The sequence below is a fragment of the Mucilaginibacter boryungensis genome, assembly GCF_015221995.1.
In the GTDB taxonomy this organism is placed as follows: domain Bacteria; phylum Bacteroidota; class Bacteroidia; order Sphingobacteriales; family Sphingobacteriaceae; genus Mucilaginibacter; species Mucilaginibacter boryungensis.
Genome location: NZ_JADFFM010000002.1, coordinates 40992 through 63166, shown reverse-complemented (window position 1 = coordinate 63166; position 22175 = coordinate 40992). Strand labels below are relative to the sequence as shown.

The following is a 22175-nucleotide window of genomic DNA, read 5'->3' as shown; positions in this document are numbered from 1 at the left end:
GTTTCACTCTTCGACCCTCTCTTCGCGTTCCGCGAAAAGAGGATAATACGAATTTTTACATACATTGTGAGGGATACAAATAAAAAACCCTCTTTCCGCCGCAGGCGAAGAGAGGGTGGTTAAGCATAGCGCAAACCAGGTGAGTCTAAAAAGCAGGCATTAAATTTTAGCCAATATGGCACTTATCGGCGCCCGGTTGCGGAAATCCTTATCAAAATGGGCGTAAGCAATTTTGCCGCTTTTGTTGATGATGTAGGTAGCAGGCACGGGCAGCATATGGTCGGTATTACCATTATTCTTCTCCAGGTCTATACCGTAACCTTTGTATTTAGCTACTGAGGCATCGTCCATTTTGTAATCAACCTTGTAGTCTTTCATAATCTTGTAGCCTTCATCGTGCACCAATGAAAACGAAGCATGGGTTTTCTGCACAGTTTTTACCATCGCATCGGTGGTCTCAGGGGTAACCGCTAATACGTAAGCGTTTTTCCCGGTGATCAGGCTTAAGGAATCCTGCATGTGCTGCATTTGTTTGTTGCAATAAGGGCACCACTCGCCGCGATAAAATATCAACACAACTGAATTGTATTTTTTCAGCAGTGTTTTCAAGTCGACGGTTTTGCCCGCATTGTCTTTAGCGGTAAATACAGGGGCAGTAGTCCCTGCAGGTAAACCTGTTTGGGCAAATGCAGATGTTAATGCTACGCCGAAAATAAAAAGTAAAGTAAATAGGTGCTTTTTCATAAAATATATTTGTTTATGGGCTTTGTCGCTCATGTGCATTAAGCCTTACAAATATTTTATTCCAACGTACCAAACTTTCCTGATTGAAACTCCTCAAACGCTTCCTGTAATTCGCGGTTGGTGTTCATTACAAATGGACCATATTGGGCAATAGGTTCATTTATCGGTTCACCGCTTAGTAATAATAGCACGCTTTTTTCAGATGCTTTTATGCTGATCTCTTCGCCATCGTTTTTAAATAGTACCAGGCTGTGCAATGCGGCAGTTTCCCCGTTCACTTCAATAGCGCCTTCAACCACCAGCAGCACTGTATTGTGCGATGCCGGGATCATGGTGTTTAATTCGCCGCCTGCATTCAGTTTAATATCAAACATGTTTACCGGCGTAAAAGTGGTTGCAGGGCCTTTGTTATTGTTAAAAGAACCGGCAATTACGTTCACCAGGCCGGCATCATCCGGCAAGGTAACTTTACCCATTTGATCAGCTGTTATGGCCTGGTAGTTTGGCGGAGTTAGTTTGTTTTTGGCGGGAAGGTTTACCCAAAGCTGTACCATCTCGAAGGGGCCGCCGCGTTTGCTGAATTCCTGTTCGTGATATTCCTTGTGCAGCACACCTGCACCAGCGGTCATCCATTGCACATCGCCTGGATTAATTACACCGCTGTTCCCTGTACTATCATGATGCGCTACGCTGCCTTTATAGGCAATGGTTACGGTTTCAAACCCCTTATGCGGGTGCACATCAACCCCACGGATATGCTCTGATGCGCCAAAATCGTATTCGGCGTTAAAATCCATCATTAAAAACGGGCTTACCCTTTGCTGCGGGATGCCGCCGCCGGGAAAGTAGTTAAAAACCCTAAATCCGTCGCCCACCATACCCGGGCGGGCAGGGCGGCTGAATATATGTTCAATTGACCTTTTCATTGTTTTGAAATACTCCTTATAATAATTGTTGAACAAAGATAACCCTGATTAAGCTGGAATTTGTTGATGTAGGTCAAGAAGTACGTCTGAACCATGATTTAGCAGATCAAGCCGATTACGTGATTGTAATTTACCCGGTAATCCTATAAATCCTTTAATCGTGTTTCGGATAGCTGACTGTACAGGATAGTTATGCCAAGATGATGCTATAAATTTGCAAGGATTGATTATCATTTAACCGTTAGATACACCTAATTTAGGCGTTTATTTACTATAACTATGCGTGTTGGGCTATTTATTCCATGTTATGTTGACCAGTTTTACCCCGGTGCAGCAATAGCTACCTTGCAACTACTGGAAAAACTGGGTGTTGAAGTTGTATATCCTGCTAACCAAACATGTTGCGGCCAGCCTATGGCAAATTCGGGTTTTGAACACCTGACACATGGCTGCAATGAACTTTTTATTAAAAACTTTGACGGGTTCGATTATATCGTAGCACCATCAGGCAGCTGCGTACTGCACGTGCGCGATCACCTGCACGACGAACACCAGGAAGATAAAGCCAAAGAAATACGCAGTAAAGTATATGAACTTACCAGCTTTTTAACCGATGTGCTAAAAGTGAAAAGCCTGCCCGCGAAATTTCCGCACAAGGTAGGCATGCACCAAAGCTGCCACGGTCAGCGCGGGTTGCATATCAGCAGCATGAGCGAACTGGTAGCGCCCAGCTTTTCAAAACCAGGTAGTTTACTGGCGATGGTTGAAGGAATTGAAATAGTGCCCCTGAACCGGGTAGATGAATGCTGCGGCTTTGGCGGAACGTTTTGCGTTGCTGAGGAAGCCGTATCGGCCAAAATGGGTAAGGACAGGGTAGACGACCACCTGGAACATGGCGCCGAATACATCACCGGTGTTGATATGAGTTGCCTGATGCATATGGAAGGCATATTAAAACGCCAGGGCAGCAAAGTAAAAGTGCTGCACATTGCGCAGATATTGAATGGAATTAATGATTGAGTTTTGAATGAGCGGATGAGTGAATTAGAATATAATAATCACTCATTCACTCATTCACTCCTTCAAAATTAAATAAAATGCATAACCAGGGTAAAGACCACGCCGAACTGGCGGATATTTTTAACAAGGACGAGGACAGGGTAGACTGGCACGATGAAACCTTATGGTGGATACGTGCTAAGCGGGATAAATCGGTACACCAACTGCCTGAATGGGAAGACTTGCGTAATGCGGCTTCGCAAATAAAGCATAACGTGCTTTCGCACCTGGATGAATATTTAGTGCAGTTTGAAGCCAATGCCAAAGCTAACGGCATTACCGTCCATTGGGCTGCCGATGCTACCGAGCATAACCGGATTGTACACGGCCTGATAAAAGAGCAGGGTGTAACGCAGATGGTGAAAAGTAAATCCATGCTTACCGAGGAATGCGGCCTGAACGAATACCTGGCTGAGCATGGCGTGGAGGTAATAGACTCTGATCTGGGCGAACGCATTGTGCAATTAGCTAAAGAACCGCCAAGCCATATCGTATTGCCTTGTATCCATAAAAAGAAAGGTGAAATTGGCGATCTGTTCCACATGTACCTGGGCACCCCAAGTAACCTGGACGATCCGCAGCAACTGACTGAAGCCGCGCGTATACACTTGCGCGATACCTTCCTCACCCGTAAGGTGGCTTTAACCGGCGTGAACTTTGCAGTAGCCGAAACCGGTGAATTTGTAGTGTGTACCAACGAGGGTAACGCCGATATGGGCGCGCACCTGGCCAACGTGCACATTGCCTGTATGGGTATTGAAAAACTGATCCCTAAACGAGAGCATTTAGGCATATTCCTGCGCTTACTTACCCGCAGCGCTACCGGGCAGCCCATTACTACCTATTCCAGTCATTTTGCCAAACCGCGCGAAGGCCAGCAAATGCATTTGGTGCTGGTTGATAACGGTCGTACCGTGCAATTGGGTCGCGAAGATTTCCGTAACTCGTTAAAATGCATCCGGTGCGGGGCTTGTATGAACACCTGCCCGGTTTATCGCCGCAGTGGTGGCCATAGCTATCATACCGCGGTTGCGGGCCCGATAGGCTCTATTTTAGCGCCGAATTTGGATATGAAACAATACGCTGATCTGCCTTTCGCTTCAACGCTTTGCGGATCGTGCAGTAATGTTTGTCCTGTTAAAATTGATATCCATGATCAGCTATATAAATGGCGCCAGGTATTAGTAAAAGAAGGCTACGCACCGACCGTTAAAAAAGTAGGCATGCAGGTAATGACCAAAACGCTAAACTCGCCCACGGTTTACAGGATAGCCGGCAAAATGGGGCGTATAGTAATGAAGTACGCGCCATTTGCGGTAAACAATGGCCTAAACCCATGGTACAAACAACGCGATATGCCAACCCCGCCAACGGAATCGTTTGGTGAATGGTATAAGAAGAACAGATAGCCCCCAACCCCCTGAAGGGGAGTAATGATAGAATAAGATGTCACAAAACACAACAAATACCGATAAAGAATTCCCCCTTCAGGGGGCAAGGGGGCGAATACTTGCCGCCGTTAAGCAAAACCAACCCGATGCGGTTGCTTTGCCGGATATCTCTGCCCTGCAGGGCGAACCTGTTGATGTGGTGGAAAAGTTTACTACCGTTTTAACTACCATTGGCGGTAATGTAAAAAAGGTAAGCAGTTATGATGAAATAGCGGCTTATGTGAAAGAATATTACAGTGCCGATCACCGTGTGCTGACTTTGATCCCTGAACTGGCAGGGATCACTAAAGAAGTCTTTGCCCCAAGTCCTGCCGCGCATCATTTGGAAGATGTGGAACTGGCCGTATTAAAAGCTCACTTTGGCGTAGCCGAGAACGGCGCGGTTTGGATAACTGAAGAACTAATGGGACATAGGGCGCTGCCGTTTATTACCCAACACCTGGCCATTGTTATTAACGCTAATGATATTGTGCCTACCATGCATCAGGCCTACGCGCGCATTGGCGATGCCCGCCAGGGTTTTGGCACCTTTATAGCCGGTCCGTCAAAAACCGCGGATATTGAGCAATCGCTGGTTATCGGTGCGCATGGTTCACGGAGTATGACGGTGTTTTTAATGGTCTAAATTACGGTGTCATTTCGAACGAGGTACGAGGAGAAATCTTATACATGCGATGGGTCCGCTCGTATAAGATTTCTCTCTAGGTTCGAAATGACATTGTAGTTATCACACATTTATTTCCCGAAATCACGTTAAATTTTAACAAATTTTAACACTTTAGCGCTTTAAAGCTATTGGCAAAAAATTGGCGGGGTGATTAAGTTTGCCTACCGAAAAAATTAACGAGATTTTAATGGAAGAGTTAAGTAACAATACTTCAGCTGCGCCGGTTACGGGCAGCACGTCGTATTCAACAGATATCAGGGCGCTGAACGAGATGATAGAGCGCGAAAGCGCCTTTATTGATCTGCTGCGGATGGAGATGGACAAAGTGATCGTCGGCCAAAAATACATGGTAGACAGGTTACTGATAGGCCTGCTGGCCGATGGGCATATCCTGCTGGAAGGTGTACCCGGATTGGCAAAAACATTAGCCATCAATACACTCTCTAAGTGTATCCAGGCCGATTTTAGCCGTATCCAATTTACCCCCGACTTGCTGCCTGCCGACTTATTGGGTACCATGATCTATAACCAAAAGAAAGAGGAGTTTGTGGTGCGTAAAGGCCCGTTATTCTCCAACTTTATTTTGGCCGATGAGATTAACCGTGCGCCTGCTAAGGTTCAGGCAGCCTTGCTTGAAGCTATGCAGGAACGCCAGATAACTATTGGCGATAACACCTTCCCGCTGCCATCGCCTTTTTTGGTACTGGCTACCCAGAACCCTATCGAGCAGGAAGGTACCTATACGTTACCTGAAGCACAGGTAGACAGGTTTATGCTGAAGGTGGTTATCGGTTACCCAAATAAAGAAGACGAAAAACGCATTATCCGCTCAAATATATCGCCATCGGGCATGCCGAAACCCAATCCTATCATTAAGCCTGAAGACATCCTGAAAGCCCGTAAAGTGGTAAGGGAAGTTTATATGGACGAGAAGATTGAGCAGTATATTGTAGATATTGTATTTGCTACCCGTTTCCCTGAACAATATAAACTTGCCGATTATAAAAACCTGATCACTTACGGTGCATCACCACGTGCCAGCATCAATTTGGCGCTGGCGGCTAAGGCTTATGCGTTTATCAAGCGTCGCGGTTATGTGATCCCTGAAGATGTAAGGGCTATATGCCACGATGTTATGCGCCACCGTATCGGCCTAAGCTACGAAGCGGAAGCCGAGAATATGACCAGCGAGGATATAATCACCGGGATATTGAACGCGGTAGAAGTACCGTAAACCCCACCCACCCCCCTAAATGGAGAGGGCTTTAAATAAATGATGATATTAAAGAACATATAACAAGTCTCCCCTTTAGGGGAGATTTAGAGGGGCTTAAATGGCTAAGGATACCAAAGACCTGCTGAAGAAAGTAAGGAAGATCGAGATAAAAACGCGGGGGCTGAGCAATCATTTGTTCAGCGGCGAATACCACTCGGCCTTTAAGGGGAGGGGTATGGCTTTTAGCGAAGTGCGCGAATACCAGATTGGCGATGAAATACGCACCATCGATTGGAACGTGACTGCCCGCTTTAATCACCCTTATGTAAAGGTGTTTGATGAGGAGCGCGAATTGACCGTGATGATCCTGATGGATGTAAGCGCCTCGGAAAACTTTGGTACCAACACCCAGCAAAAGCAGGAACTGGCTACCGAACTTTGCGCCGTTTTGGCTTTTTCAGCCATTCAGAACAATGATAAGGTTGGCGTGATCTTCTTTAGTGATAAGATAGAGAAGTTCATCCCGCCCAAAAAAGGTCGCAGCCATATCCTGATGATCATCCGCGAGCTGATCGCTTTTACACCCGAAAACAAGGGTACAGATGTAGGCCAGGCGCTGAAGTTTTTTACCGGTGCCATTAAAAAGAAATGTACCGCATTTTTAATGTCCGATTTTATCAGTCCAGCATTTGAAAACGAGTTGAAGATAGCCAACAAGAAGCACGACATTATTGCCCTGAGGCTATATGATAAACACGATGAGGAATTTCCTGACTTAGGCCTGATCCCATTAAAGGATGAAGAAACAGGTCAGTTGGTTTGGGTGAATACCGGCGATAAACAGGTACGCAATGCTTATAAAGCCGAAGCCTTGCGCCGGAACGCTAACCTGAAGGATGTGTTCAGTCGCTCGGGTGTGGATGCTACGGCTATCGGCACGCACGAATCATACGTAAAACCATTAATGACCTTATTTAAAAAACGCGAAGGCAGAAGGTAAAGATGAAGCAACAGTATTTTAAATTTTTGGTTATCGCGTTAGCACTGATTTGTTGTTTTAAAGCCAATGCGCAATCGGTGCAGGTTGTTGCCAAACTGGACAGCCCCAGCATAAAGATTGGTGAACAAACCAAATTAAGCTTTATTGTACATCAGCCAGCTAAAGAACGGGTTAACTTCCCGCGGATTGACAGCATCAGCAATAAAATAACATTGGTAAGCGCTAACAAAGCCGATACCACTTACGACCAAAGCCGCGCTAACATCACTATAAACAAAAGCTACACTATTACCGCTTTTGATGCCGGTACCGATACCATCCCCTCGTTTGATTTTGGCTCAAGCGGCGGCGTGCAAAAAAGTAACCCGCTTATCCTCAAAGTTATAACGGTTAAGGTTGATACTACTAAAGGCTTTTACGACATTAAACAACCACTTTCTGTACCCTACACATTTTGGGATTTGCTGCGTGAATATTGGATGGTGCTATTCCTTCCGCTGGCGGTGATACTGATCATTTTCTTTACCATCTGGTATTTCAAAGCGCGGAATAAGAAAGAAGTGGTGGTGAAAAAAGTTATTCCGGATGTGCCTTTGCATACCCAAATGCTGAATAAGCTGAATGAACTGCGTGCCAAAAAGCTGTACCTGCACGATGTAAAGGCTTACCATAGCGAACTGAGCGACATTATCCGCGAATACCTGGAGAAACGCTACGCTATTAAAACTCACGAAAAAACAACCGACGAGATTTTCACGGGATTAAAATATATAGAGATTGAGCAAGAGAACCGCAACCTGTTGCGCCAGATATTATTGCTGGCCGATTTGGTGAAATTTGCGAAGGAAAAACCATTACCCAACGAAAATGAGCAAAGCATGGATAATGCCATTGCTTTTATCAGTAATACAAGGCAGGTAAGTGTTGTACCGCCTGCACCAACGGAAGGAGGCCATACCGATGCGCATGTTTAAAGGCATTGAATTTGCACATCCCGGCTTTTTTTGGTTACTGTTGTTAATTCCGCTAACGGTAGCCTGGTATGTCTGGCGCCAGCGCCGGTTGTATGGCAACATGAGCGTATCGGCCATAAAAGGTTTTGCCTTGCCGGCTAAAACCTTGTTACCAAAGTTCAGGCATACAGGGATAGTGTTGCGATCGTTAGCGCTGATTGCGTTGATATTTGCCCTGGCGCGCCCGCAATCATCCCTAAGCTGGCAAAACAGCACAACGGAAGGTATAGATATCATCATCGCCTCGGATATTTCAGGCAGTATGCTGGCCGAGGATTTTAAGCCGAACAGGTTGGAAGCAGGCAAAGCTATAGCTATCGACTTTATAAAGAACCGCCCCGATGACCGCATAGGTTTGGTGATCTTCAGCGGCGAAAGCTTTACCCAGTGCCCGCTGACGATCGACCATGATGTATTGATAAACCTATATCAGGATATTAAATATGGGATGATTGAGGATGGTACCGCTATAGGCGAGGGCTTGGCTACCGCCGTTAACCGCATAAAGGATAGTAAGGCCAAAAGCAAGGTAATTATTTTGCTTACCGATGGTTCAAACAATATGGGGTCTATCCCGCCACTTACCGCTGCCGAAATTGCCAAACAATTTGGCGTGCGGGTTTATACCGTAGGCATAGGTACGCATGGCATGGCCCCAATGCCGTTCCAAACGCCACAAGGTACGGTATATCAAAACATGCTGGTTGATATTGACGAGGGCACCTTAACCAGGATTGCCAACGTTACCGGCGGCAAGTATTTCCGTGCTACCAATAATGCCAAACTGAAAACTATTTACGAAACCATTGATAAACTGGAAAAGGCGAAAATTGATGTAACGCAATATCATAAAAAAACAGAGTTGTTCCTGCCGTTCGCGCTGGTGGCTTTGTTCTTTTTATTGTTGGAATTTATACTGAGAAACACCCTGTTCAGAGGGGCTTTAACATAACAGATGCTACGTTTTGCACATATAGATATTTTGTGGGGATTGGTTACTATACCGGTGTTCATTTTCCTGTTTTTGGAAATTACCCGCTGGAAAAGTAAAGCCATAAAAAAACTGGGCGATAAGGAAGTGGTAAAGCAAATGATGCCGGATGTTTCCTTCTCGCGCCCCTGGTTAAAATTTATCCTGTTTATCGTAGCCTATAGCCTATGCATCATCGGCGCTGCCGATCCACAGATAGGTTCAAAAGTGGAAGATGTGAAGCGTAAGGGTGCGGATATTATGATACTGCTTGATGTATCCAATAGCATGCTGGCCCAGGATTTGGCGCCTAACCGTTTAGAGAATGCCAAGCGCGCGGTTGCACAATTGATAGATAACCTGAAAGACGACCGTATTGGGATGATCGTTTTTGCAGGGCAAGCTTACGTGCAACTGCCAATTACAACCGATTATTCGGCAGCTAAGCTATTCTTAAGCACTATTAACACCAATATGGTGCCTACACAGGGTACGGCCATAGGCGCGGCAATTGATTTGGGCATGAAATCGTTCGATTTTAAGAACGGTACGGGTAAAGCAATGATCATCATCACCGATGGCGAAAACCACGAAGATGATGCGGTGGCCGCGGCTAAAAATGCTACCGATAAAGATGTATCCATACACGTAATAGGCGTAGGTTCGGTTGAGGGTGCGCCCATACCCGTTTACCAGGATGGCAAAATGGTGGGCTACCACATGGAAGAAGATGGCAAAACACAGGTGTTAAGTAAACTGAGCGAGGATATGTGTAAGGAGATAGCTACAGCGGGAAATGGCGCTTATGTACGCGCTACCAATGCCAGCAGCGGATTAAATCTGGTGATGGATCAGATAGGGAAGATACAGCGCAAAACGGTGGACAGCAAGAGTTTTAAAGACTATGAGGACAGGTTCCAGTTTTTCCTGGGTTGTGCATTAGTGCTGTTGGTTATTGAATTTTTTATATCGAACAGGAAAAGTCAGCGTTTAAGCAATTTGAAGTTATTTGAGGTGAAGAACACATGAAAAGGCTGATCATTATCTTATTGTTTTTATTGCAGGGAAGCTGGCTGTACGCGCAGCAAGAGAAAAGTCTTTTGAATAAGGGTAACCAGCTTTATCAGCAAAAAAAGTACGGCGAAGCCGAGCAGCTTTATCGCCAGGCCTTACAAAAGAAAGCGCAGAACCTGGAGGGTAATTTTAACGTGGGTGATGCCATGTTCAAACAGAAAAAATTTCAGGAAGCCGGCGAACAGTTTGGCAAGCTGGCGGGCAGTACCACTAATAAGCAAGTAGCGGCGGCGGCCTATCATAATATGGGTAATTCCCTGCTGGAAGATAAAAAGCTGGAAGAAAGTATTGAGGCTTATAAGAAATCACTATTAAGAAATCCGAAGGATCAGGAAACCCGCTATAACCTGGCTTATGCGCAGGAAAAATTAAAAAAGCAGCAACAGCAAAATAAAAACAATAAGAACAAGAATAAAAACGATAAAAATAAAGACAAAAAAGATAATAAGGACAAAAACAAGGACGATAAGGATAAAAAAGATAAAGACAAAAAAGACCAGGACAAGAAGGATCAGGATAAAAAGAACCAGGACGATAAGAACAAACAAGACCAGCAAAAGCAACCACAGGATCAGAAACCGCAGATGTCGAAAGAAGACGCCCAGCGCATGCTTGATGCCCTGAACAATAACGAAAAGCAAACCCAGGAAAAACTAAAAAATCAAAAACTAAAAGGCGCAAAAGTGAAAATTGCTAAGGATTGGTAGTTTTGGATACAGATAAATGAACGGCAGATATTACATATTATCGGTTTTAATATTGTGGGCAAACCTGCTGCTTGCTCAAAGCGCCAGCTTTACGGCATCGGTAAGCAGCACCCAGGTAGCAGCTGGCGAACAATTCCAGGTAGATTTTACGCTGAACGGTAACGGCGAACGCTTTCAACCACCTAATTTTAATGGGTTCCAGGTACTTTCAGGCCCTAATGTTTCTCAAAGCATGACTTCAATTAACGGGAACACCTCCGTTAGCATGGGTTACAGCTTTATATTGGCCGCAGTTAAAGAAGGCGACTATACAATTGGTCCTGCAACAATTTATGTAAACGGTCATATTTTAGGCACGCGGCCTTTAAAAATACATGTGGTAAAAGGGTCGCCGCAACAGGCCCGTCGCATGCGGCAGCAACAACAGGCGATAGACCAGGTGCCTGCGGCCGATCTATCCAAAGCGGTATTTCTAAGGGCAAGTGTCAGCAAAACCAAAGCCTATATTGGTGAACAGTTAAATGTTACTTACCGCCTATACACGCGCGTCGGCATATTGCAAAATCAGTATGATAAATTACCTGAACTGAATGGTTTTTGGAGCCAGGACCTGAACGAGCATAAACAACCAACCGCAGCGGTATGGCGAACCGAGATTTTAAATGGTACCCGCTATAATGTAGCCGATATAAAAGAAACCATCGTTTTTCCCGAACGCAGCGGAGATCTGACCATCGATCCTTTTGCTATGACCCTTGTAGTACGTGTACCGGCACCGGCCCACGATATTATGGAAGAGTTTTTTGGCAACAGCTTTAAAGATGAAAAGGTGAAGCTGAAAAGTCCGCCTATTATTGTGCATGTGAAAGACCTGCCCGCTGCCGGCAAACCTGTTGATTTTAGTGGTGCGGTTGGTACATTCACTTTAAGTGCCGACCTGGATAAAAAAGCGCTGAAAGCCAATGAATCTCTAAACTATAATGTAAAAATTACTGGTGTAGGGAACATTATGCTGGTTAAAAATCCAACTGTTGGTTTTCCTCCTGATTTTGAAAAATACGATCCCAAAGTTACCGATACCTTAAGTAAGGAAGGGGGCAAGATACATGGCAGCAAGTTGTATAATTACCTGCTGATACCGCGACATGAAGGTAACTATACTATTGATCCGATTAAGTTCACCTATTTTAATCCGGCTACCGAACGCTATGTAACGCTGACAAGTAAAGCATTTCCGGTGGCGGTTGCCAAAGGCGACCGCCAGACCAATGTGAGCGCGCTGGCAACCGATAAGCAGGATGTAAAACTACTGGATAAAGACATCAGGTACATCAAGACCAGCGATTTTGGGCTGACAGAACAAGGTGAAAACTTCTTTGGCTCGGTTGGTTATTACCTGCTGCTTTTACTTGGGCCTGTGCTATTCGTAGCCGCGTTCTATTACCGCAAATGGTTACAGCGCCATAACAGCGATATTGTTAAGGTAAAAAGCCGCAAAGCCAGCAAAATAGCCCGTAAGCATTTGGCTAACGCGCAGGCACAACTGGCCACTAAAAATAAATCTGGCTTTTACGAGGCCTTGTTTAAAGGTATTTACGGCTATTTAAGTGATAAACTGAATATACCATACGCTAATCTGGATAAAGAAACTATAGCGGAAGCCTTAAGGAAACGGTCGGTAAACGAAACTTTGATCACCCGTTTGCAGGATAATTTAGACCTGTGCGATATGGCGCGTTTTGCCCCGGTGACCGGTATTTCCGAACAGGAGGTTTTCGAGAAAACAAAAAACACCATCAATGATATTGAAGATGAATTATAAACGCGTGATTTACCTGTTTTTAGTCATTGCCATGCCATTGGTAACATTTGGTAAGGGCGATGTAAAAGCGCTTTTCGATCAGGGCAATCAGCTATACCAGAAAGCTAATTATAAGGGGGCCTTAGCCGCTTATCAGCAAGTATTAAGTAGTGGCTATCAATCGGCAGCGTTGTACTTTAATATGGGTAATGCCAGCTTTAAAACAGACGATATCCCCTCAGCTATATGGTACTACGAGAAAGCGCACAAACTATCGCCCGGAGATGATGATATCAACTTTAACATCCGTTTTGCCAATCTTAAAACCGCCGACAGGATAGACGAGGCCCCTGAATTTTTCCTGACCAAATGGTGGCATAACTTCATCCTGATGTTTTCGTTAAGCACGCTATCAGTATTAAGCATAGCATTTATCCTGCTAGGGTTTCTGCTGTTGACAGGTTATTTGTTCACAAGCTCGGTCACACTTAAAAAAGCTTCGTTCTATACGTCAATGGGTTTATTCGTGCTTGGTTTAATTACGATACTGATGGGCAACCGCCAGGCGGCCTATTTCGACAGCCACAAGCAAGCTATCATTTTTAGCGGTTCGGTTACGGTAAAAAGTACACCGGCCACTGCGGCTAAAACCCTTTTCCTGCTGCACGCCGGTACCAAGGTTGATGTAATGGAAACCAACGCCGGTCACGTAAAAATAAAACTGGCCAATGGCAGTGAAGGCTGGATCAGTGCCGGGGATGTGAAGGAGATATAAAGCACCATTCGTCATGCCGAACTTGTTTCGGCATCCCATCATGCATATAAATGCCTGTCCTGTGAGATCCCGAAACAAGTTCGGGATGACGCAAGATATACTTTTTACTTATCCCCCAAAACTGATAAAATATTCCCTGCCGGGTCCTTAAACCAGGCAATGACAGGGCCGCCGTTGCCGCGCGCGATGCCTTTAGCGTCGGTTTTTAGCTGATCGTAATCGTAGTGTTCAAATTGCACACCTTTGGCGGCCAGGGCATCTACAGCTTTTTCTACATCATCTACAGGGAAGTTTAAAATGGTGTAGGTAGCAGGCTCGTGGTTTGGTTTGGGATAAACCATAATGTTATTTTCGTTCCCGGCTATTTTTATACCCAGCAGGGTAACGCCCATTTCTTTCCGGGTGATTTCCAGTCCAAGCGTTTCTCCATAAAACTGCGCGGCTTTCTCTATATCGTCTACAGAAAATCCGCTGAATGCTTTTGTGTCCTTAAACATAGCTTTGTTATTGATTGGTGTATATACAAAACTACCGGGAATGGATTTGGTTTGGTGGGTGCGATAGTGCCAATGTGGGGGTGCTTTGCGACAACCTTTAAGCGAAAAACCTATTATGTCATTTCGAATGACGAACGAGGAGAAATCTTCTACATGCAGACAGCCTGCACGTAGAAGATTTCTCCCGCTGGTCGAAATGACATGTTGTGTGTGGCCTACGCCCTCGTCTTCGGCGCACTTTTCTGTGCGCCCAGCTCAAATGGCAAATTCCTGTACCTTTTACCTGTAGCGGCGAAAATGGCGTTGGCTACGGCCGGCGCAATAGGGGGCAGACCGGGCTCACCTAAACCTGTCGGTGCATCTTCAGATGGGACGAATTTTACGATCACCTCTAAAGGCGCGTCCTTCATCCGCAAAAACTTGTAGCTATGGAAATTCTTTTGCACTGCAGCGCCCTTATCAAAGGTGATCTTACTGAACAGTGCGTGGCTCAAGCCGTCAATAATTGCGCCTTCAACCTGGTTTTCGGCACCGGCAAGGTTCACTACCCGGCCGCAATTAACGGCACAGTATACTTTGCTTACGCGTGGCATACCGTTTATTAAAGTAATTTCAGCTACCTGTGCTACATAGGTATTGAAAGAATAATAAGCGGCGAAACCCTGGTGGGTGTTTTTATTGGTGTTTTTACCCCAGTTACTCATTTGGCTCACCAGGTTTATCACACTTTTAAATTTATCAATATTATAACCTGCCTGTCCTGCGGGCTGGTTTTTGGCTTTCTCTAAAAGTTCCAGTCGCAGGGCAATAGGGTCTTTCTTCATTTCAATAGCCAGTTCATCCAAAAAGCTTTCATCACCAAAAGCGGCAGCATTGGCAGTTGGTCCGCGCCATGGGCCTGTAGGTATATTAGATTTTAAGCTATGATTGTCCAGCCTGAAGTTTGGTATGGCCGCTGCCGGGAAGCCGTTACGCATAGTGGCAGAGCCACCAGTCAATACAGCCGCATTAGCGTGCCAGCCTATTAGTTGGTTATCGGCGCTAATTACCGCTCGGTATTTAGACATGCTGGCCGGACGATAATAATCGCCTTGTATATCATCCTCACGTGTCCACATCATTTGTACAGGGGCTTTCGCTGCAGCGGATATTAAAGCAGCTTCTACACCGTTATCCGGGCGCAGCTTACGGCCAAAGCCACCACCCTGGCGCGGCATCCCCAGGGTTACATTTTCAGGCGGGATACCCAAAGCCTTTGCTACCTCGCTCCGCATAGCTTGCGGTACCTGGGTAGGGCCAAACAAATCGGCTTTGCCATCTTTTACATCAGCAAAAAAGTTCATAGGCTCCATTGGCGCGTGAGAAAGGTTCGGGACAGAATATACTGCTTCTATCACCTTACCACCTGATGCCAGTGCTTTATCAAAATCGCCATCGTTACGGGCAGCATTGTCGGATTTCGTTTCTATCAGTTTGGCAAACGCAGCTTCATGTTCGGCAGTGCTTTCCAGCGGGCTGGCATCTTCCCAAACAACCTTTAATTTGTCCCGGCCTTTTTTTGCAGCCCAGGTTGATGTAGCCAATACGGCCACCACGCCATCGGCCTGTACCACGTTTTTCACGCCGGTTACTTTGCGGGTTTCGGTATCATCAAACGATTTTAGTTTCTTACCAAATGCAGGCGGGCGTGATACCATAGCAAACAACATCCCCGGGCGGCGGGTATCAATACCATACAGGGGTTGCCCGGTAATGATCTTATGGTTATCTACATTATGCACCCGTGTGCCTATGATCTTAAAGTCTTTAGGGTCTTTTAACGGTGCGTCGGCGGGTACCGGGAGGGTAGCGGCCTTTGCGGCCAGTTCGCCATAGCTTAGTTTTTTACCGCTGGGTTTGTGGATGATATAACCGTCTTCGGCATAGCACTCATCCTCTTTCGCGTTCCACTGCTGAGCGGCCGCGGTGATCAGCATTTGGCGTGCTGTAGCACCGGCCTTGCGTAAAGGCGCAAACCTGCCGCGGATAGCGCCGCTGCCACCTGCCACCTGTCCGCCATATTTGGGGTCGTAAGGTGCCATTTCAATATGTATGGCATCCCATTTCACACCAAGCTCTTCGGCCAGTATCATGGGCAGCGATGTTTTTACACCCTGGCCAATTTCGGGGTTAGGGGCCATTAATGTAACCAGGCCGGTATTGCTAATGGTTATATATGCGTTAGGCGAAAAAACAGCATCGGCTATATCTCCGGCTACAGCATCGTTTAAAAAATTAAAGCCCAAAACCAGGCTGCTGCCCGCGGCAATGCTGGTTATTTTTAAAAAACTACGGCGTGATACAGCTTCCATTATTTCTTAACTCCCTTCTTTGCGGCTAAGTGTATGGCCTTGCGTATGCGGTAGTGCGTAGCGCAGCGGCATATATTGGTTATGTTGGCATCAATATCATCATCGGTAGGGTTGGGCACCCGTTTTAATAAAGCCGCTGCCGCCATTATCTGGCCGGCCTGGCAATATCCGCATTGGGCTACATCCATTTCAGACCAGGCCGCTTGTACCGGGTGGGTACCTGTGGCGCTTAAACCTTCAATGGTAGTTATCTTACTTTTATCAACCGCCGATACCGGGAACGAGCAGGAACGCACCGCTTCGCCGTCGATATGCACGGTGCAGGCGCCGCACTGGGCAATGCCGCAACCAAACTTTGTACCTACCAGGTTTAACTGGTCGCGCAGTACCCAAAGCAGCGGGGTATCTTCGTCGGCGGTTACTGTTACCGGCTTGTTGTTCACAGATAAATGATATGTAGCCATAAATATTGGATTTATCTATCAAATTTAGGATTAATGTGAACATCTGCACATTTTGGCAGGTAAAATTTTCCATACACATATGATATATTTACTATATTGTTAGCCATTTAATTAAATGTAGATTGAAGCGCTACCCCCTGGTTATGAGAGGCCTGTTATTATTTTTCCTGGTTTTTTCGGCGCTGACCGCATTTTCAGATTCAAAAACAGACAACCTGTTTGATGAGCTGAAAGCGGAATTTGGCAAGAAAAGTTATTACGACCATCAGAAGGAAGTGCGTATTCAACACCTGAAGGCCGCGCTCTTTTCTGTTCCGGGAACCGATCTTAACAGGCAATTTAATATTTGCAATAAACTATATGATGAGTATAAGTCTTATCAGTACGATTCGGCCTATGTATATGCCAATAAGCTGCAGGGGTTAAGCAATGCCCTGCACGATAAAGCCAAAATAGATTTCAGTAAAATAAAAATTGGTTTCATCCTGCTATCATCGGGGATGTTTAAGGAAACATTTGATAGTATGCACGGTATTGATGTGCATAACCTGGACGATAGCGTAAAAGTGGAGTACTATTCGATACTTACCCGCGCTTATTACGATTTGGCCAATTATGATAACGACCGCATTTATTCCCCGCGTTATAAAATGCAGGCCAATATGTATATCGATTCGGCTATTAAACTAAGCAAACCCGGGTCGTACGATAATATTTATCTTACGGGGTATAAGAAGTTAAAGAATGGCCATATCGATTCTGCAGCCGCCATATTCAATCAGTTGCTTGATCCTAAAAAATTGACAGAGCATCAATATGCCATTGTCGCATCAACATTGAGCAATGTTTATTTGAACACCCAAAAGGATAAATGTATTGAACTGTTGACCCGCGCTACCATGAGCGACATCCGGTCATCAACCAAGGAAACGATAGCCTTGTTTTGGCTGGCCGAACTGCTGTACAAAAAGGGCGATATCCAGAACACCTATATCGCCTTAAAATACGCCCAGGCCGATGCCGAGTTTTATGGCGCCCGTCAGCGTAAAATCCAGATAGGGACATTAATGCCTATTGTAGCCGCGGAAATAATTACCTATAAAGAAAGGGAAGAACGACGTTTTATCATTTTTTTAAGCATTGTGACCGTATTGGCGGTGCTGGTTATTGTAATTTCCATCCTGTTGTCTAAGCAGTTGAAAAAACTGAAGCAGAAGGAAAAGATAATTGATGATAAAAACGTGCAGCTGGAAAAAGTGAACCTGAAACTTTTGGAAGGCGCCAAAATAATGGAAGACTATATTGGCTATTTCTTTAACGTGATATCGGGTTATATACTTCAATTGGAACGCATTAAACGTTCGGTTGATACCAAGCTGTCCATTAAAAAGTATGACGATATACAACTGATGGCCAACAACATCAATATCAAGAAAGAACGGGATACACTGTTCTATACCTTCGACCATGTGTTTATTAAGATATTCCCCAATTTTATTGAGGAGTTTAACGCGTTGTTTAATAAGGAAGACCAGATATGGCCTAAAGAACATGAGGTGCTAACCACAGATCTGCGCATCTTCGCCCTGATGCGGATGGGTATCTCCGATACGGAAACCATTGCCAAGATATTGGAGTATTCGGAAAAAACTATTTACGTATACAAACAACGCATCAAAGCCAAGGCCCTCATTCACGGCGATGAATTTGAACATCGTATAATGGCCATTAAAGCCGTTGATATTAGCGGTAGGTAATCATTTTAAAACTTCGTCCTAACGTCCTGCCGAACTTGTTTCGGTATCCCATCAAGTAGTTTACCTGTCCTGTAATATCCTGAAATAAATTCAAAATGGCGCGATAATTATTACCCCATTGTAGGGTTCTTTCCTAAAATCGCATCTCAATTGTATTAAAAAACTTACCAAACCCATTAAATTTTTTGCGATGTGTTAATTTGTAATTGTTTGATTATTAGTAACTTAATTTTTAAAAACATCGATTTTAATTAAATTTTTAATAAATAAATAGGTTACCCTAATCTGCTCAACTTTCTTTGTGTTGTTATAAAGCATTCAGCCAAATAAAAAGGCGGTGTTAATAAACATTTAACCAATTATATTTTTTTCCTGTACGCTGATATAAAATGATAGCCCTGTGGCTTCATTGTTGCCTAATAAAATGTTTTAATTTTTAAGGCATCATGAAACACAATAGCAATGTTTTAGCAGCCATTGAATAAAAGTTTTAAAAACCTGTAATAAACTTTAAGTATGACGACACTTTACCCAACCTAAAGTCTACCAATTAAATGGCCTGCAAGCCATCAGGCGGTTAAGCGCCGGGGTTGTTTGGGCAGCAATTTGCACAGACAACCAGGAAAAATACCAATCCCAATGCCCATTATTAACCTTAAAATAAATTAAATGAGAAACTATTATTTAAAAAAGTATATGCTGCTTGTTGCATTACTGGTTATTTCGTGCCAGTTGTTTGCGCAAACAAGAAGTATTACCGGTAAAGTTGTTGATGAGAACAACCAATCGCTGCCGGGTGCCACTGTAACCATTGGCGGTACAGCTATTGCCGCATCTACAGATGCGACAGGAGCGTACAGAATTAACGCCGTAAAACCGGGCACCTATACGCTTTCGGTTAGTTTTGTTGGTTATATCACTGCACAAAAATCGGTAACTATAGGTGCCGATAACGCTGTGGTAAACTTCAACCTGCAACCATCATCAAAAAGCCTGAACGAGATTGTGGTTATTGGCTATGGTACCGCGCGCCGTAAGGACGTTACCGGCGCTATTACCACCGTAACTTCAAAAGATTTCCAGACAGGTAACATTACCTCGCCCGAGCAATTAATTGCAGGCAAAGTTGCCGGTGTATCTATCACCTCAAACAGTGGCGCGCCTGGTGCGGGCAGTACTATCCGTGTTAGGGGCGGCGCTTCGTTAAACGCCAGCAATGACCCGTTGATCGTTGTGGACGGTGTGCAACTGAGCAATGATAACATTCCGGGTGCACCAAACCCTTTATCGTTAATTAACCCTAATGATATCGAATCGTTCAACATCCTGAAAGATGCATCGGCCACGGCTATTTACGGTTCGCGCGCTTCAAACGGTGTAATAATTATCACTACCAAAAAAGGTACTTCAGGCAAACCACAGGTTAACTTTAACACCCAGGGTTCGGTGGCTACTTTGCCAAAAGAGGTAAGCGTACTTAGTGCCGACCAATTACGCGCTTATGTAAACGCTAACGATGCATCGGGTACTTATAAAGCTTTATTAACCAATAGCAATACCGATTGGCAAAAGGAAATTTATCAAAATGCTTTCAGCAACGATAATAACCTGAGTGTTTCTGGTACAGCGGGTAAAAACCTGCCGTATCGTGTATCGGTTGGTTACCTTGATCAAAAAGGTATCCTTAAAACCGGTTACCTTAACAGGGCTTCAGGCGCTATCAACTTATCGCCTAAGTTTTTTGATAACCACCTGAAAGTTGACATTAACTTAAAGGGATCGGAAAGCAAAGTGCGTTTTGCTAACCAGGATGCTATTGGCGCAGCTACTTTCTTCGACCCAACAAAACCAATACTATCCGGTAATACTAAATATGGAGGTTATTATGAATATCTTGATGCCGACCCAACATCAGCTACCGGCCTTAAACAATTAGCGCCACGTAACCCTGTTGGTTTACTACAGGAAAAAACTGATAAAAGCGATGTTAAACGCAGCATTGGCAACGCGCAGTTGGATTATAAATTCCATTTCCTGCCCGATCTGCATCTGAACGTAAACTTAGGTTATGACGTATCGGAAGGTAAAGGCACTATTGTTATCCCTTCAACAGCGGCATCGGGCTTTAACAGATTTAAAGATGCTAATAACGTATATCATGGCGGTACCAATAACGAATATCGTACTACTATCAGCAATACCACATTCGAGGCATATTTGAACTATGTGAAAGACCTGAAATCTATCAATAGCCGTTTAGATGTGGTTGCAGGTTACGCGTATTATGATTATACTACAACTAACTATAACTTTCCAGACAAAACAACTGATGGCACTATAGTAACCAACCCAACTTTTCCTTACGATAAGCCGGAGCACAGGTTATTATCATACTATGGCCGTGTAAATTATACTTTTGATGATAAATACACCTTAACCGGTACTATCCGTCGTGATGGTTCATCAAGGTTTAGCCCCGATAACCGTTTCGCGGTATTCCCTTCAGGCGCGTTCTCATGGAATATTAATGAAGAGCCGTTTATGAAAGGCAATACTACTTTCTCTAACCTGAAATTACGTTTAGGTTATGGTATAACCGGTCAGCAGGATGGCATTGATAACTATGCCTACGCATCGTATTATGCTTTAAGCGATTCACATGCGCAATACCAGATAGGTAATAACTTTTACGCGCTATACAGGCCGGCCGGTTTTGACCCAAGGCGTAAATGGGAGCAGAGCGCTACCACCAACGTGGCTTTTGACTATGGTTTCCTGAATGGTCGGATTAACGGTAGTATCGATTTTTACTACAAAAACACCACCGATTTGCTTAACTCGGTAAATATCTCTGCCGGTCAGGGTTTCTCTAATAAAATTGTAACCAATGTGGGTGACATGACTAATCGTGGTGTCGAGTTTTCTATCAACGCACAAGTAGTCCGCAAAAAAGACCTGGCCTGGGACGTAGCTTTCAATGCCACCTATAACGAGAACAAAATTACCAAGCTAACACTGGTTGATGATCCAACTTCACCGGGCAATGCTACAGGTAGCATATCTGGCGGTACTGGTAATAATATACAAATAAACTCAGTTGGTTCTCCGCGCAATTCTTTTTATGCTTACCAGCAGGTATATGATGCTAACGGCAAACCTATTGACGGTGCATATGTAGACCGTAATGGCGATGGCACTATTAACGAGAAAGACCTTTACCGCTATAAAAGTCCCGATCCTAAATTCTTCCTTGGTTTCTCAACCAGCTTGAACTATAAAAAATGGACAGCGGGAGTGGTAATGCGTTCAAGCCTGGGTAACTACGCTTATAACAACGTATTCTCTAACGCGGGTACACAGCAAAGCATATTCAATCCGCTGGGATATTTGAACAATGGTTCAACCAGTGTATTGGAAAGTGGCTTGAGCGGCAAAAGCGATAAAAATGTTTTATCTGATTACTATATCCAAAACGCGTCGTTCGTGAAAATGGATAATGCCAGTCTTGCCTATTCTTTTGGTAAAATACTAAAAGGCAGCGCAAACCTGAGCATTAACGCCAACGTACAGAATGTATTCACTATTACCAACTATAAAGGTGTCGATCCTGAAGTTGGCGGTGGCATAGACAATAACCTGTACCCAAGGCCGCGCACATTTGTGTTAGGAGTAAACCTGAAATTTTAAGCTACCGTATATAACC

The 22175-nt window shown here is 44.6% G+C and carries 18 protein-coding genes; 13 read left to right on the top strand and 5 right to left on the bottom strand.

The window, feature by feature from the left end; genetic code table 11:
* Nucleotides 1–159: 159 nt before the first annotated feature.
* Together IRJ18_RS13085 and IRJ18_RS13080 are read right to left on the bottom strand one after the other, a co-directional pair.
* The gene (locus IRJ18_RS13085) at nucleotides 160–744 is read right to left on the bottom strand and encodes a peroxiredoxin-like family protein (RefSeq protein ID WP_194106772.1); all 585 of its coding nucleotides are present in this window, start codon (nucleotides 742–744) and stop codon (nucleotides 160–162) included.
* 56 nt (nucleotides 745–800) lie between these two features.
* A complete protein-coding gene (locus tag IRJ18_RS13080; protein WP_194106771.1) occupies nucleotides 801–1670 on the bottom strand; it encodes a pirin family protein in 870 nt (289 codons plus the stop codon).
* A 279-nt stretch (nucleotides 1671–1949) separates the two neighbouring features.
* Here IRJ18_RS13080 and IRJ18_RS13075 point away from each other — a divergent pair, with 279 nt between their 5' ends.
* The 11 genes from IRJ18_RS13075 (at nucleotide 1950) to IRJ18_RS13025 (ending at nucleotide 13403) form a co-directional block, all read left to right on the top strand.
* A complete protein-coding gene (locus IRJ18_RS13075; RefSeq protein WP_194106770.1) occupies nucleotides 1950–2690 on the top strand; it encodes a (Fe-S)-binding protein in 741 nt (246 codons plus the stop codon).
* Nucleotides 2691–2767: 77 nt separating this feature from the next.
* The gene (locus IRJ18_RS13070; RefSeq protein WP_194106769.1) at nucleotides 2768–4138 is read left to right on the top strand and encodes a lactate utilization protein B; all 1371 of its coding nucleotides are present in this window, start codon (nucleotides 2768–2770) and stop codon (nucleotides 4136–4138) included.
* A gap of 37 nt (nucleotides 4139–4175) precedes the next feature.
* Entirely contained in the window at nucleotides 4176–4805 is a 630-nt protein-coding gene (locus tag IRJ18_RS13065; protein ID WP_194106768.1) for a LutC/YkgG family protein, read from the top strand.
* Between the two features lie 229 nt (nucleotides 4806–5034).
* Nucleotides 5035–6081 carry an AAA family ATPase gene (locus IRJ18_RS13060; RefSeq protein WP_228072850.1) on the top strand — a complete coding sequence of 349 codons (1047 nt, stop codon included), beginning with the start codon at nucleotides 5035–5037 and terminating at the stop codon, nucleotides 6079–6081.
* A gap of 100 nt (nucleotides 6082–6181) precedes the next feature.
* Nucleotides 6182–7063, top strand: a complete 882-nt coding sequence (locus IRJ18_RS13055) for a DUF58 domain-containing protein (protein ID WP_194106767.1) — start codon at nucleotides 6182–6184, stop codon at nucleotides 7061–7063.
* Between the two features lie 2 nt (nucleotides 7064–7065).
* Nucleotides 7066–8037, top strand: a complete 972-nt coding sequence (locus tag IRJ18_RS13050; protein ID WP_194106766.1) for a BatD family protein — start codon at nucleotides 7066–7068, stop codon at nucleotides 8035–8037.
* Nucleotides 8030–9028, top strand: a complete 999-nt coding sequence (locus IRJ18_RS13045; RefSeq protein ID WP_228072849.1) for a vWA domain-containing protein — start codon at nucleotides 8030–8032, stop codon at nucleotides 9026–9028. Before IRJ18_RS13050 ends, IRJ18_RS13045 begins: the two co-directional genes overlap by 8 nt.
* Nucleotides 9029–9031: 3 nt before the next feature.
* Nucleotides 9032–10075 carry a VWA domain-containing protein gene (locus tag IRJ18_RS13040; protein ID WP_194106765.1) on the top strand — a complete coding sequence of 348 codons (1044 nt, stop codon included), beginning with the start codon at nucleotides 9032–9034 and terminating at the stop codon, nucleotides 10073–10075.
* Complete coding sequence (locus IRJ18_RS13035) at nucleotides 10072–10827, top strand: tetratricopeptide repeat protein (protein ID WP_194106764.1); 756 nt, start codon at nucleotides 10072–10074, stop codon at nucleotides 10825–10827. Before IRJ18_RS13040 ends, IRJ18_RS13035 begins: the two co-directional genes overlap by 4 nt.
* Nucleotides 10828–10843: 16 nt before the next feature.
* Nucleotides 10844–12649: a BatD family protein gene (locus IRJ18_RS13030; protein ID WP_194106763.1), complete on the top strand. Its 1806-nt coding sequence runs from the start codon at nucleotides 10844–10846 to the stop codon at nucleotides 12647–12649.
* Nucleotides 12639–13403, top strand: a complete 765-nt coding sequence (locus IRJ18_RS13025) for an SH3 domain-containing protein (protein WP_228072848.1) — start codon at nucleotides 12639–12641, stop codon at nucleotides 13401–13403. The genes IRJ18_RS13030 and IRJ18_RS13025 overlap by 11 nt, the downstream gene beginning before the upstream one ends.
* Before the next feature lie 104 nt (nucleotides 13404–13507).
* On the opposite strand, the gene IRJ18_RS13020 is transcribed toward IRJ18_RS13025, so the two are convergent.
* The 3 genes from IRJ18_RS13020 to IRJ18_RS13010 form a co-directional block, all read right to left on the bottom strand.
* Nucleotides 13508–13900, bottom strand: coding sequence for a VOC family protein (locus IRJ18_RS13020; protein ID WP_194106762.1), 393 nt, complete (start codon nucleotides 13898–13900; stop codon nucleotides 13508–13510).
* Nucleotides 13901–14115: 215 nt separating this feature from the next.
* On the bottom strand, nucleotides 14116–16251 hold the full coding sequence (locus tag IRJ18_RS13015; protein ID WP_194106761.1) for a xanthine dehydrogenase family protein molybdopterin-binding subunit: 2136 nt from the start codon (nucleotides 16249–16251) through the stop codon (nucleotides 14116–14118).
* Nucleotides 16251–16715: a (2Fe-2S)-binding protein gene (locus IRJ18_RS13010; protein ID WP_194106760.1), complete on the bottom strand. Its 465-nt coding sequence runs from the start codon at nucleotides 16713–16715 to the stop codon at nucleotides 16251–16253. Before IRJ18_RS13010 ends, IRJ18_RS13015 begins: the two co-directional genes overlap by 1 nt.
* 143 nt (nucleotides 16716–16858) lie before the next feature.
* Between IRJ18_RS13010 and IRJ18_RS13005 the strand changes: the two genes are divergently transcribed.
* Nucleotides 16859–18472 carry a DUF6377 domain-containing protein gene (locus IRJ18_RS13005; RefSeq protein ID WP_194106759.1) on the top strand — a complete coding sequence of 538 codons (1614 nt, stop codon included), beginning with the start codon at nucleotides 16859–16861 and terminating at the stop codon, nucleotides 18470–18472.
* 669 nt (nucleotides 18473–19141) lie between these two features.
* A complete protein-coding gene (locus IRJ18_RS13000; RefSeq protein WP_194106758.1) occupies nucleotides 19142–22159 on the top strand; it encodes a SusC/RagA family TonB-linked outer membrane protein in 3018 nt (1005 codons plus the stop codon).
* Nucleotides 22160–22175 lie beyond the last annotated feature (16 nt).